Genomic DNA, 12946 nt, shown 5'->3' with positions numbered 1-12946 from the left:
GTTGGGTTTGGGTACGAAGGGAGTCAAAGGCTCTTCTCCCTTCGTACCCAAACCCAACGGCCGCCCCAAGACGGGTACTGACAGACCCCGGCGAAGGGATGCCGGCCGAACTAGGCCCAGGCGGACGAACAACCGCCCAGGGGCGACCGCGCCCACCCAGGCGATTCCACCCGTGCCCGAGGTCCTCGACAGGCACAGAATTCTTCGACGTGCCGGCCTAGCTGGGCCTGAGCCGTCAGACCCCGGAGTGCTCCGCGTCCGACGCCGACCCGTCAGCGGTCCGCCGCGCACCGGCCGCACCCGCCTTCGCCGCACGGGTCCGCTTAGCCGCGCCCCGGGCCTGCTTCGGCGCGGCACCGACGACGTCCGGACCAGTGGCCGCGTCGACCGGCTCCGACGCCGCGATCGGGTCGGCCGGTTCCGTTCGCGCCGTCGTCCCGACCGCCACGATCAGATCCCCGGTCAACGACGCCGCGTCATCGACCAGCGCGGACTCCCCGACCACCGGATCCACCGGCGGCACGTCGCCGACCGGCCGGCGGCCCCACATGTCCACCGCGTTCAACGCCGGCGTCCGCGCGATCACCTTCGTGAAACTGATCCGCTCACTCGCCAGGGTCAGGCCGGCGATCCCCGCGAGCAGCACCCCCCGGGTCAACGGCCCGCTGCGCGCCGCGATGGCCAGCCCCAGGATCGCGCCCAACGCGTTGGCCCCCGAGTCGCCGAGCATCACCCGCTCGTCCAGGTCGTCGGGCAGCAGCACCCCGGCCGCGCCCAACGGACCGGCGACCAGGCCGGCGGCAGGCCCCACGGCCAGCGGCGCGCCGACGAGCAGCCCGACCTTCAACGCCCGGCCGGGACGCAGGTCGAACAGGTTCACCAGGTTGGCCATGCCCGCGATGACCCCGGCACCGAGCAGTACGTGCGCCGCGCCGCCCAGCCGGGAGCGGCGGGGCCCGACGCCACGGCCGGGACCGGTACCCCTCGACAACAGCACGGACGCGGCCAGCCCCGCGACACCGATCCCGCCGATCTTGACCATGCCGCTGGTGACCCGGCCCTGCCGGAGGGCGGACAGGTGGCCCCGGAAGCCCTTGGTGGCCTTCTGGTCGGCGTCGACGCCCGCCATGTCGTCGTAGAGGCCGACGGCGCCCGCGCCCAGCCCCGCGGTCAGGGCGGCCACGGCCACCGGGGCACTCGCCGCCCCCACCGCCGCCGTGGTGGCCGCCGCGACCGCGAGCGCGGGGCCGGAGGCCAGGCTCAGGGTGCGGCCCCGGTGGTTGGTCCGGTCGAGCCCGGGCCCGGCCGGGGAGGCCATCAGGGCCCGGAGGGTGGCCTGGGCCAGAACCGCTCCCGCCCCGGCCAGTGCCAGTCGTCCGGCGATCCGTCGCGCCCGCCCCATCGTGACCTCCCGGTGCTGTTCCTACTTCTTCTCGGTCTTCGGCGCGAGGCCGCTGGCCCCGCCCGCGATGCCGTAGTGCCCGGGATGGCCGGCGAGTTGTTCCACCAGAGCCATCACCGTCACGAGCTGCCCCACGGCACCGGACACATTGTCCACGGTGGAGACGGACTTCGACAGCGCCGGGTCGCCGCGCAGGACGCCGATCACGTTGCCGTCGCCGCTGGCGTTGGGGGCGGCCACCACGATCGGGGCCGGCTTGTCGAACTGCTCGGCCACGGCCACCACGGCGTCGTTGCGCTTGCTGGCCTCCCGGTCCGTGGACGGCGGGCCGCTGACCAGCACCACGGCCTCGGCCGTCTCGGTGATCTCCCCCGTGACGGTGAGGAACCGGTTCGTACTGAACGCCGCCAGGACCGTCGAGCGGGCCTCCTTCGGCACCACCGGGTTGTGGTCGAGCAGGACCGCCGCGAGCAGCGCCGCCGCCGACTCCGCCCCGTACGAGCTGGTCAGCGGGTCGGTGATCTCCTTCGGGAGCACCTTGCTGACCTGGTCGACCAGCAGCGGGTTCTTCGCCGGGTTCGTGAACTCGTCGGTGATCGAGATCCGGCCGGTGACCTTGGCCCCGGCGATCTCCAGCATCCGCCGTACCCCGTCGATCTGCTCGGTCTTCGCCCCGGAGATGTCGACGACCAGGACCCGCTTGCCGGCCAGCTTGCCGGTGAGCACGGTCGGAGCCAGCTCCTCGACGAACTGCTCCTGCTTCTTGAGCTCCTCCTCGAGGTGCCCGACCTGGTCGCGGAGGTTCTCGTTCTTCTTCGACAGGGAGTTGACCTGGTCGCTGAGCGAGTCGGCCACCGGACCGTTGAGCGCGGTGGTGCCCAGCACCAGACCGATCGCCAGAGCCAGGAAGACGGCGGTCATGGAGACCACGTGGTACCGGAAATTAATCAAGAGAACAGCCTCTGTACCGAGAAGATCAGGTTGTCCCACCACTCTGCCACGACGTTGAGGAACGTCCGGCCGACCGTGGACACGGCGAACGCGGCAGCCATGGCCGCGAGCGCGGAGAGAATGAGCAGCAGCAGGGAGGACGCGGAGATGTTCTGCCGGTACAGCCGGGAGACGCCCTTCGCGTCGACCAGCTTGCCCCCCACCTTCAACCGGGTCAGGAACGTCGACGCCATGCCGCCGCGACCCTTGTCCAGGAACTCCACCAGCGTCGCGTGCGTGCCCACGGCCACGATCAGGGTCGCGCCCTTCTCGTCGGCGAGCAGCATCGCGATGTCCTCGCTGGTCGCCGCCGCCGGGAACGTGATCGCCGGCACGTTGAGTCGCTCCACCCGGGCCATGCCGGGCGCGCGCCCGTCGGGGTAGGCGTGCACGACGACCTCCGCCCCGCAGCGCAGCACGTCGTCGGACACCGAATCCATGTCCCCGATGATCATGTCGGGGGTGTAGCCGGCCTCGACCAGCGCGTCGGCCCCGCCGTCCACGCCGATCAGCACCGGCTTGAACTCGCGGATGTACGGCCGCAGCACGTCCAGGTCGGCCTTGTAGTCGTACCCGCGCACCACGATCAGGCAGTGCCGCCCGGACAGCTGGGTCGCCACCTCCGGCACGCCCATGCCGTCGAGCAGCAGGTGCCGCTCCTGGCGCAGGTACTCCATCGTGTTGGCGGCGAACGCCTCCAGCTGCACCGACAGCCCCTCGCGGGCCTCGGCCATCGCCCGGGCCACCGACTCGGTGTCGTGGCGCACCCCGACGGAGATCTTGTCCTCGCCGAGGAAGACGACGTTGTCCTCGATCCGGATCGTCGCGCCCTCGCGCAGCCGCTGGAACGCGTCCTCGCCCAGGTCGTCGATCAGGGCGACCCCGGCGGCGATCAGCACCTCGGGGCCCAGGTTCGGATACCGGCCGGAGATCGACGGCTTCGCGTTGAGCACGGCGAGCACGCCGGACTCCACCAGCGAGTCGGCGGCGACCCGGTCCAGGTCGACATGGTCAATGAGCGCGATGTCACCCGGGCGGAGCCGGCCAGCGAGCCGCTTCGTCCTACGGTCGAGTCGCACCGGTCCGGTAATCACGCCCGCCTCGACCGGACGGGTGCGCCGCAGCGTGGGTAGCCTCATTGAGACCCATCTTGGCACTTCAGGGCGACCGTTGCCGGTCGCGACATGCGCAGATGGGCGAAATCATCATGTATGCCTCACCCACCGTACGAGGACATCTGACCTACGTTAACCCAACGCGGCCAGCACCTGCCCGGCGCATCAACGCGAGCGGACCGAAACGGCCCACCCTGGCGACGCCGGAACGCCTCCGCAACCCGACCAGGGCGGAACGACCCGTCCCAGCGGGGACATCCCACAACGCCAGCAGGCCGGAAGGCCCGGCACCACCAGAACGCCCCCGCAAGGGGACCAGGGCTCCCACACCCCGCCCACCCGACACGGCCAGGGCGTCTCCGCCTCCCGACGCGGCCAGGGGCACGCCGTGACACCTCTAGCGCAGCAGCGCCTTCTCCGCCGCCGCCACCGCCAGCAGCTCCTCCGCGTGCGCGATCCCCAGGTCGGAGTCCGGCATGCCGGCCAGCATCCGGGCCAGTTCCCGGGCCCGTTCGCTGTCCTCCACCACCCGCACGCCACTCGTCGTGACCACGCCGCCCGTGTCCTTCGCCACCATCAGGTGCCGGTCCGCGAACGCCGCCACCTGCGGCAGGTGTGTGACCACCAGCACCTGGTGCCGACTCGCCAACCGGGCCAGCCGCTTGCCGATCTCCACCGCCGCCCGGCCACCCACCCCCGCGTCGACCTCGTCGAACACCAGGGTCGGCGGGCCACCGGAGCCGGCGAACACCACCTCGACCGCCAGCATCACCCGGGACAGCTCACCCCCGGACGCGCCCTTCTGCAACGGCAACGCCGGAGCGCCCGGGTGCGCCACCAGCCGCAGCTCCACCTCGTCCACCCCGTCGGAGGCCGCGCCCATCTCCGTACCGGCCACGACCAGGACCGCCTCGCCGCGACCCGCCGGCCGGGGCAGCACCACGACCTCGATCCGCGCGTGCGGCATCGCCAGCCCCGCCAGCTCCACCGTCACCGCCGCCGCGAACCGCACGGCCGCCTCCGACCGCGCCGCCGACAACCGACCCGCCAGCTCCGCCGCCTGCTCCCCGAGCCGGTCGCGCTCCTCGGCGAGGGCCGCCAACGCGTCGTCGGACACGTCCAGCTCCCCCAGCCGGGCCGCCGCCTTCTCCGCCCACGCCAGAACGCCGTCGATGTCCTCCGCGTACTTCCGCGTCAGCATCCGCAGCGCGTTGCGCCGCTCGTAGATCGCCGCCAACCGGGTCGGGTCCGCGTCGAGCAGCGACACGTACGTGCCCAGCTCGCCCGCCACGTCCCGCACCAGGGTGTGGGCCTCGGCCACCCGGGCCGCCAGCTCCGCCAACCGGGGATCGACCTCGGACTGGCCCTCCAGGGCGCGCAGCGCCTCACCCAGCATCGTGGCCGCGTCGAAGGACTCCACGTCCTCCGTACCCGTCAGGGCCATGTGCGCCGTCGTCGCCGCCGTCCGCAGCCCCTCGGCGTGCTCCAACCGCCGGCCCTCGACCAGCAGTTCCTCGTCCTCGCCGGGCTCCGGCGCGACAGCGGTCACCTCGGTCAGGCCCAGGCGCAGCAGGTCCGCCTCCTGGGCGCGCTCGCGGGTCGACCGGCGCAGGTCCACCAACTGCTCGTCGACGCGCCGCCAGGCGGCGAACACCTCCCGGTACTCGGCGAGGAGCTTGTCGTGGTCGGCCCCCGCGTACCGGTCCAGGGACGCGCGCTGTTCCGCCGGCCGCAGCAACCGCAGCTGGTCGGACTGGCCGTGCACCGCCACCACCTGCTCGCCGATCTCCCCGAGCAGCGTCGCCGGCACACTGCGCCCGCCGACGTGCGCCCGGGACCGGCCCTCGGCCGTCACCGACCGCGACAGCAGCAGACTGCCGTCGTCGTCGCACTCGGAACCCGCGTCGGCCACCCGGGCCGCGACCGCCTTGGCGACCGCCCCGGTCAGGCGCAACCGTCCTTCCACGACGGCCCGGCCCGCGTCGGAACGCACCCGACCAGCGTCGGCCCGGCCCCCCAGCAGCAGGCCGAGGCCCGCCACCACCATCGTCTTACCCGCCCCGGTCTCGCCGGTGATGACCGTCAGGCCCGCCGACAAGGGCAGCACGGCGTCGTGGATGACGCCCAGTCCGGTGATGCGAAGCTCCTCCAGCACACCGAGAACCCTAGCCCGTCGGTACGACAAAGAAGAATCAGTCCGCCCCACCAGCGGGAATCACCCGGCCGACCCGGAGCATTCCGCCCACGCCGGCGCCATCAGCCCCACACTGCGGCCGCCATACCGGCCCCGGGGCACCCTCGAAGGCCCCGCACCAGCCACCCCGCGGCGCCACTTCAGCCGCAGCGACCACACCCGGCCGAGCCACGCCGGACACCCGCCCGGCGGGTCAGTGCTTGGCGTGCCCCGCGCCCCGCCACCCGTCCACCGGCAACCCGAACTTCGCCACCAACCGGTCCGTGAACGACCCCGGCCGCAACCGCGCCACCCGCACCGGCAACGCACCCCGCCGCACCGTCACCTCGCTGCCCGGCGGCAGGTCCCACACCCGCCGACCGTCGCAACACAACACCGCGAACGTGGTGTACGGCTCCACGCCGATCCCGATCGTCGACGTCGGCGCGACCACCAGCGGCCGGCTGAACAGGGCGTGCGCGCTGATCGGGCACACGATGATCGCCTCCACGTCCGGCCACACGACCGGCCCGCCCGCCGACAGCGCGTACGCCGTCGAACCCGTCGGCGTGGCCACCACCATCCCGTCGCAGCCGTACCGCGACAGCGCCCGGCCCTCCACCGACAGCATGACCTCGAGCATCCGCGCGCGGTCGCCCTTCTCCACGCTGACCTCGTTGAGCGCCCAGGACTCGGCGATCACCTTCCCGTGCAGGCTCGCGGACACGTCGACGGTCATCCGCTCGTCCACCGTGTACGACCGGGTCACCACGTCCTTGACCGCCTGGTCGATGTCCCCGATCTCGGCCTCCGCGAGGAAGCCCACCTTGCCCAGGTTGATCCCCATCAGCGGCGCGCCGACCGGCCGGGCCAGTTCCGCGCCCCGCAGCAGGGTGCCGTCCCCGCCGAGCGCGAACACGATCTCCACCCCGTCGGCGGCCCCCGCGTCCGCCGGCACCGCGACCGTACCCGGCAGCTCCAGGTCCCCGGCCTCCTCGACCAGGACCCGGACCCGGAATCCGGCCGCGCCCAGGTCCTGCGCCACCGTCCGGGCGTGTTCGGTGTTGGTCCGTTTGCCGGTGTGCGTGACGAGCAGCGCTTCTCTCATGACTCCCCGCCCTCGATCGACCCCGAACCGCCCACGGACCCGTCGCCCACGGACCCTTCGGCCACGGACCCGTCGGCCGCAGCACCAGGCCCGACGCCGACCCCGGCACCAGAACCGGCCGCGACGGCCTCAGCGGCCCCTGCCTCCCCCGGCCCCACCAGCCCCACGACCCGCGCGACCTCCTCCGGATCCACCGGCGGCGCCCCCCTACGCAACCACAGGAAGAACTCGATATTCCCCGAAGGCCCCGGCAACGGACTCCGCCCGACCCCGGCCACCCCCAGTCCGAGCGCGGCGGCCGACGCGGCGACGTCGAGCACCACCTCCGCGTGCAGCTTCGGGTCCCGCACCACGCCGCCCGGCCCGACCCGGTCCTTGCCCACCTCGAACTGCGGCTTGACCATCGGCACCAGGTCGCCGTCGGGCAGGGTGCAGGCGGCCAGCGCCGGCAGTACCAGTCGCAGGGAGATGAAGGACAGGTCCGCGACCGTGAGGTCCACCTGCCCCCCGATGTCCTCCGGCGTCAGGGTCCGCACGTTGGTCCGGTCGTGCACCTGCACCCGGTCGTCGGTGCGCAGCGCCCACACCAACTGCCCGTACCCCACGTCCACGGCCACGACCCGGGCCGCCCCGGAACGCAGCAGCACGTCGGTGAACCCGCCCGTGGACGCGCCCGCGTCCAGGCAGCGCTTCCCCTCGACCGTCAACGCCGGGAACGCCGCCAGGGCGCCGGCCAGCTTGTGCCCGCCCCGCGAGGCGTACTCCACCCCGCCGCCCTCCAGGACCCGGATCGCGTCGGCCGGGTCCACGGACGTCGCCGGCTTGGTCGCCGCCCCGCCCCGCACCTCGACCCGACCGGCCGCCACCAGCTCGGCGGCGTGCTCCCGGGACCGGGCCAGGCCCCGGCGGACCAGCTCGGCGTCGAGCCGAGCGCGCCTGGCCATCAGCTCTCGTCGACGCTGGCGAGGGTGTCCTGCAGCGCCCGGTGCACGGCCTCGAACGCGGTGACCTGCTCGGCGAGCGGCTGGGTGGCCGCGCCGTCGAGCAGGGTCAACGCCTGGTCGACGCGCGCGTCACCCGTGCTCTCAGACATCGGCGGCAGCGGCCTTCTTCGCGACGGTCTTCCTGGCAACGGTCTTCTTGGCGACCTTCTTGGCCGGCGCGGCGGTCGCAGCCGCAGCCGGAGCAGCGGCGGCGGAGCCGTTCGACGCGGCAGCCGGCTTCGCCGAGGGCTTCGTCTCGGCGGACGGCTTCACCGCGGCCGGCTTCACCGGACCCGTCGCGGTCTTCTTCGCGGCAGCCGGAGCCTTCTTGGCAACGGCGGCCTTCTCGGCGGCGGGCGCCTTCTTCGCGGCCGGAGCCTTCTTCGCCACAGCGGCCTTCTTCACGGGAGCCGCGACCGGAGCCGCGACGGGAGCCGTAGCCGCCGGAGCCTCCGAGGCAGCCGAAGCCCCACCACCGGCCCCCGTCGCCGCCCGCAACTTCCGCTCCAGCTCCTGCACCCGATCGGTCAGCTCCGCGACCTCCTCGGCCGTCGCCAGCCCCACCCGGCCGAGCGCGCGGTCCAGCTCGTACCGGACCAGCTTCCCCACAGCCTCCCGGTTCGCCAGACTCGTGGAGATCAGCTCCTCGGCGACCGACTGCGCCGCACCGGCCTTCGCACCGCTCTCCGCGACGAGCCTCTTGGCGATCTTCGTCGCCTTCTTCTTGGACGCCTCGGTCAAGCCGAGCGCCAGTTCCAGGTACGCACGCACAGCATCCTGCACAGCGGCCACCTCCCTCAAGTCTCGGGTCATCACCCGCCACGCTACCGAAGAGTCATTCCGGTAGCGTCACCGATCGGTGAGTTGTCGGATCAAGGGGGGTTTCATGGCGACCGTGGACGAGTGCCGCGCGGCACTGGGGCGGCTCGACGCCAAGCTGGCGGCCAACGCGGAGAAGGTGGCGCAGAAGGTCGCGCTCGACCGCCCGATGGCCTGCACGATCAAGGACCTGGGGGTCTCGTTCCACTGCCGGCTCGCCGAGGGCCGGCTGCACGACATCGCCGACGGCGACGACCCGAACGCCAAGATCCGGCTCACCGCGACCAGCGACGACCTGATCGCCCTGGTCGACGGCGAGCTCCCGTTCGCCAGCGCCTGGGCCAGCAACCGGCTGTCGGTGAAGGCGAGCTTCACCGACCTGCTCAAACTCAGAACACTGCTCTAACGGGTACGGGAGAACAGCGCGCCCAGATCCTCGCCCACGTACGTCGGACGCTGATCTGCCGGCGCGCTCTCCACATCCGCCCGACCGTGCACCCCGGTCAGCACGAGCAGACTGTCGAAGCCGACCCGGTGCGCGCCCGCGATGTCGGTGTCCAGCCGGTCGCCGACGAACAGCGGCCGGCGGGCGCCCCGGGCGGCGGCGGCCGCGAGCAGCAGCGTCGGCTCCGGCTTGCCCACCACCACGTCCGGCCCCCGACCCAGCGCCGTGGCCAGCGCCGCGACCAGCGAACCGTTGCCGGGCAGCGGGCCCCTCGGCGACGGCAGGGTGGCGTCGGTGTTCGTGGCCACCCACAGGGCGCCGCCCCGGATCGCCACGCTCGCCTCCGCCAGGTCGGTCCACCCGACCGTCAACGCGTAGCCCTGCACGACGGCCTCGGCCAGCCCCGCCTCCAGGACGGGCACCAGGTCCACGGCCGCCACCTCGGCGCGCAGCGCCGCGGAACCCACGACCAGCACGGGGGTACCGGGCGGGAAGCGCTCCGCCAGCAGCCGCGCCGCCGCCTGCGCCGAGGTGACGACCTCGTCCACGTCGGCGGCGACCCCGAGCCGGTTGAGGAGCGCGGCCACCTCGGCGGCCGCGCGCGACGCGTTGTTCGTCACGTACCCGACGGGCACCCCCGCCGCGCGCAGCCGGGCGATCGCCTCGGCCGCGCCCGGTACGGGCTGTTCCCCCAGGTACACGACGCCGTCCAGGTCCAACAGGACGGCGTCGTACCCCTCCACCAGAGTCGTCATCGCGACTCGGGCTTCTTCACCTCATCCGTCGGGTCCGCGACCACCTCGGGGGCCAGGAACGGCGACGTGCTGGGCGGTCCGCTGGCGCGGGGAGCCTCCACGGGCTCTTCTTCCCCACCGGCGAACGGCTTCTGCGCGGAGACCTCGGCGACCGGCTTCTTCACCGCGACCGGCGCCTCGACCTCGGCGGCCTCGTCGTCGGCCTCCTCGTCGTCCCCGGTCTCGTCGGCGTCCTGGCCGGCGACGTCGTCGAGCTCGTCCTCGTCAGCCTCGTCCTTGTCGGAGCCCGCGACATCGTCGAGGTCCTCGTCGTCGGCGAGGAGTTCCTCCTGCTCGGCGATCTCGGCGTCGGACAGCGCCTCGGGGCCGTCCGGGTCGAAGTCGTCGTCCTCGTCGTCGTTCAGCTCGACCCCGTCGAGTTCGAGCAGCCGGTCGGCCGCGTCGGTCTCGCCCTCGGTGTCGGCCACGGCCGCCTTCGCGAACCACTCGTACGCCTGGTCCCGCTCGCCCGTGGCCAGCAGGATGTCCGCGTACGCGTACCGCAGCGGGCCGGCCTCCAGCGCGTCGTCCGCGCCGTCGAGCTCGGGCACCCGCAGCATCGCGAGCGCCGCGTCGGCCTGCTCCATGTCCAGCCGCGCGCCGGCCGCCACGATCAGCAGCTCGATCTGCTCGCTGCGGTCCAGCACCGACTGGTCGGTGTTGCGGTACAGGTCGATCGCGCGCTCCGGCCGGCCCTGGGCCCGCTCGCAGTCCGCGATCATCGCGATGTGCGTCTGCTTGCCACTCAACCGGTGGTACGTCCGCAGCTCGGCGATCGCCAGCTGCCACTCCGCGCACAGGTACGCCGCGATGCCGACCGCCTCGCGCACCGCCGGGATCCGGGCGGCCAGCCGCCGGGCCACCAGCGCGTGCTCCAGCGCCTGCTTCGCGTCGACGTCCACCAGCTCGCCGGTGGCCACCAGGCGCGCGGCGACGGCGTCGGCCAGCCCCTTGCCGAGCGACTTCAGCTCGTCGCGCACCTCGTCGTCGAGGTCCGCCGGGTCGATGCCCTCGGGCAACGGCAGCGTCTCCGCCTTGGGCCCGTCGTCCCCGTCGTACCGGCGCTCGGTGCGCGGAACCGCACCCTGCGCGTTGTTGTACGCCGGACGGTCCCCCGCCGGCCGGTCGTCGCGACGCGGCGCCCGGTCGTCCCGGCCGCCGAAGCCGCCACGGTCACCGGTCGGACGACGGTCGTCGCCACCCCGGTAGCCAGCACCGGCGGGCCGGTCACCGTCGCGGCGCGGACGGTCGTCCCCGCCACGGAAGCCACGCTCGCCACCGGGGCCACTGGGGCGTCCCCGGTCCTGGAAGCCGGGCCGGTCACCGCTCGGACGGCCCTGGTAGCCGCCACGGTCGCCGCCACCGGTCGGCCGGTCGCCGAAGTCCCGACGCGGACGGTCCTCGCGGTTGCCGAAGCCACCACGGTCCCCACCCGGCCGGTCACCGAAGTCACGGCGCGGACGGTCGTCCCCGCCCCGGAACGGCGGACGGTCACCCGTCGGACGCCCACGGTCCTGGAACCCGGGCCGGTCACCACTCGGACGGCCCTGGTAGCCGCCACGGTCGCCGCCACCGGTCGGCCGGTCGCCGAAGTCACGGCGCGGACGGTCATCGCCGCCACGGAACGGCGGGCGGTCCCCACTCGGGCGCCCACGGTCCTGGAAGCCGGGCCGGTCGCCACTGGGACGGCCACGGTCCTGCCAGCCCGGACGGTCCCCACCCTGGCCGCCACTGGGGCGCCCACGGTCCTGGAACCCGGGCCGGTCACCGCTCGGACGACCCTGGTAGCCGCCACCGGTGGGCCGGTCACCGAAGTCACGGCGCGGACGGTCGTCCCCGCCACGGAACGGCGGACGGTCCCCACCCGGACGGTCGTCCCGACGCGGACGGTCATCGCCCCCACGGAACGGCGGACGGTCCCCACTCGGACGTCCCCGGTCCTGGAAGCCCGGACGGTCACCCTGACCGCCACGGAAGCCGCCACCGGTCGGCCGGTCACCAAAGTCACGACGCGGACGGTCGTCCCCACCCCGGAACGGCGGACGGTCACCCGTGGGCCGGTCACCGAAGTCACGACGCGGACGGTCATCGCCGCCCCGGAACGGCGGGCGGTCGCCACTGGGGCGTCCCCGGTCCTGGAAACCGGGCCGGTCGCCGCTCGGGCGCCCACGGTCCTGCCAGCCCGGACGGTCCCCACCCTGGCCGCCACGGAAGCCACCGCCGGTAGGACGGTCACCATCCCGGCGCGGCCGGTCGTCCCCACCACGGAACGGCGGACGGTCACCCGTCGGACGACCCCGGTCCTGGAAGCCCGGACGGTCCCCACTGGGACGACCCTGGTAGCCACCACCGGTGGGCCGGTCACCGAAGTCACGACGCGGACGGTCATCGCCCCCGCGGAACGGCGGACGGTCGTCCCCGCCACGGAACGGCGGTCGGTCCCCACTCGGGCGTCCCCGGTCCTGGAAGCCGGGCCGGTCGCCGCTCGGGCGCCCACGGTCCTGCCAGCCCGGACGGTCCCCACCCTGCTGACCACCACGGAATCCACCGCCAGTGGGCCGGTCACCGGAATCACGACGCGGACGGTCATCGCCGCCACGGAACGGCGGACGGTCCCCACCCTGACTCGGACGGCCGCGGTCCTGCCACCCCGGGCGGTCACCGGCCGGCGGGCGGGACTGGTGCCCACCCGAGCTGCCGTGCTCGAAACGGCCACCGCCGCCGTCGCGGCGCTCCGGGCGTCCGCCCCCGGTCCTGTCGGGTCGGCCAGCGGCCCCACCCCGTCGGTCATTGCCGCGATCGTCGCGTTGGTTCGGAGACTCGGAGCTCACTGGTATGTCCTTCCCGACGCGGTTCGCGTCGACCTGCGTATCCACCTCAGCCGCCCGCGGGCGGCTCCGTGGCAGTCACTGTTCACTTGCCAATCCAGTGAACAACCCTACCTGGCCTGCATCGATCGCCAGGTGAGCTGTCCAGAAACGCCAACAGGGGCCGCCCGAAGGCAGCCCCTGTTGGGAAAAATTGTCCGGCGGCGTCCTACTCTCCCACCCCGTCCCCAGGGCAGTACCATCGGCGCTGAAGGGCTTAGCTTCCGGGTTCGGAATGTTGCCGGGCGTT

General features: G+C 73.5%; 9 protein-coding genes, 1 rRNA gene and 2 pseudogenes. 1 reads left to right on the top strand and 11 read right to left on the bottom strand.

Annotated features, from left to right (window positions below; genetic code table 11):
- Positions 1-535 precede the first annotated feature (535 nt).
- The 8 genes and pseudogenes from AB0M43_RS39195 to AB0M43_RS39160 form a co-directional block, all read right to left on the bottom strand.
- A pseudogene (locus AB0M43_RS39195) lies at positions 536-1402 on the bottom strand (hypothetical protein); the annotation flags it as partial.
- A 21-nt stretch (positions 1403-1423) separates the two neighbouring features.
- Entirely contained in the window at positions 1424-2323 is a 900-nt protein-coding gene (locus AB0M43_RS39190) for a copper transporter (protein ID WP_363732923.1), read from the bottom strand.
- Positions 2324-2349: 26 nt separating this feature from the next.
- Positions 2350-3531: a putative cytokinetic ring protein SteA gene (gene steA, locus AB0M43_RS39185; RefSeq protein ID WP_363732920.1), complete on the bottom strand. Its 1182-nt coding sequence runs from the start codon at positions 3529-3531 to the stop codon at positions 2350-2352.
- 373 nt (positions 3532-3904) lie between these two features.
- Entirely contained in the window at positions 3905-5662 is a 1758-nt protein-coding gene (gene recN, locus AB0M43_RS39180) for a DNA repair protein RecN (protein WP_363732918.1), read from the bottom strand.
- 232 nt (positions 5663-5894) lie between these two features.
- The gene (locus tag AB0M43_RS39175; RefSeq protein ID WP_363732915.1) at positions 5895-6788 is read right to left on the bottom strand and encodes an NAD kinase; all 894 of its coding nucleotides are present in this window, start codon (positions 6786-6788) and stop codon (positions 5895-5897) included.
- Complete coding sequence (locus AB0M43_RS39170) at positions 6785-7732, bottom strand: TlyA family RNA methyltransferase (RefSeq protein WP_363732912.1); 948 nt, start codon at positions 7730-7732, stop codon at positions 6785-6787. Before AB0M43_RS39170 ends, AB0M43_RS39175 begins: the two co-directional genes overlap by 4 nt.
- A complete protein-coding gene (locus tag AB0M43_RS39165) occupies positions 7732-7881 on the bottom strand; it encodes a hypothetical protein (RefSeq protein WP_363732910.1) in 150 nt (49 codons plus the stop codon). Before AB0M43_RS39165 ends, AB0M43_RS39170 begins: the two co-directional genes overlap by 1 nt.
- Complete coding sequence (locus AB0M43_RS39160; RefSeq protein ID WP_363732909.1) at positions 7874-8554, bottom strand: hypothetical protein; 681 nt, start codon at positions 8552-8554, stop codon at positions 7874-7876. Before AB0M43_RS39160 ends, AB0M43_RS39165 begins: the two co-directional genes overlap by 8 nt.
- Positions 8555-8657: 103 nt before the next feature.
- Here AB0M43_RS39160 and AB0M43_RS39155 point away from each other — a divergent pair, with 103 nt between their 5' ends.
- Positions 8658-8996, top strand: a complete 339-nt coding sequence (locus AB0M43_RS39155; protein ID WP_363732906.1) for an SCP2 sterol-binding domain-containing protein — start codon at positions 8658-8660, stop codon at positions 8994-8996.
- A gap of 11 nt (positions 8997-9007) precedes the next feature.
- Here AB0M43_RS39155 and AB0M43_RS39150 read toward each other — a convergent pair.
- From AB0M43_RS39150 to rrf, 3 genes and pseudogenes are all read right to left on the bottom strand, one after another.
- Positions 9008-9790 (bottom strand): annotated as a pseudogene (locus tag AB0M43_RS39150) (HAD-IIA family hydrolase); the annotation flags it as partial.
- Entirely contained in the window at positions 9787-10848 is a 1062-nt protein-coding gene (locus AB0M43_RS39145; protein ID WP_363732903.1) for a hypothetical protein, read from the bottom strand. The gene AB0M43_RS39145 and the pseudogene AB0M43_RS39150, both read right to left, overlap by 4 nt.
- A gap of 2004 nt (positions 10849-12852) precedes the next feature.
- Positions 12853-12946 (bottom strand): 5S ribosomal RNA (gene rrf, locus AB0M43_RS39140); the annotation flags it as partial.

Origin of the sequence: Longispora sp. NPDC051575 (genome assembly GCF_040681875.1) — a bacterium.
Taxonomy (GTDB): Bacteria; Actinomycetota; Actinomycetes; order Mycobacteriales; family Micromonosporaceae; genus Longispora.
The sequence above is the reverse complement of the archived record's forward strand: the minus strand, read 5'-3'. Positions and strand labels throughout refer to the sequence as shown.

Excerpts from the sequence above, each read along its gene's own strand:
- AB0M43_RS39165 (WP_363732910.1), bottom strand. The coding sequence starts at position 7,881 with ATGTCTGAGAGCACGGGTGACGCGCGCGTCGACCAGGCGTTGACCCTG.
- steA (WP_363732920.1), bottom strand. The coding sequence starts at position 3,531 with ATGAGGCTACCCACGCTGCGGCGCACCCGTCCGGTCGAGGCGGGCGTG.
- AB0M43_RS39190 (WP_363732923.1), bottom strand. The coding sequence starts at position 2,323 with ATGACCGCCGTCTTCCTGGCTCTGGCGATCGGTCTGGTGCTGGGCACC.
- AB0M43_RS39175 (WP_363732915.1), bottom strand. The coding sequence starts at position 6,788 with ATGAGAGAAGCGCTGCTCGTCACGCACACCGGCAAACGGACCAACACC.
- AB0M43_RS39155 (WP_363732906.1), top strand. The coding sequence starts at position 8,658 with ATGGCGACCGTGGACGAGTGCCGCGCGGCACTGGGGCGGCTCGACGCC.
- AB0M43_RS39170 (WP_363732912.1), bottom strand. The coding sequence starts at position 7,732 with ATGGCCAGGCGCGCTCGGCTCGACGCCGAGCTGGTCCGCCGGGGCCTG.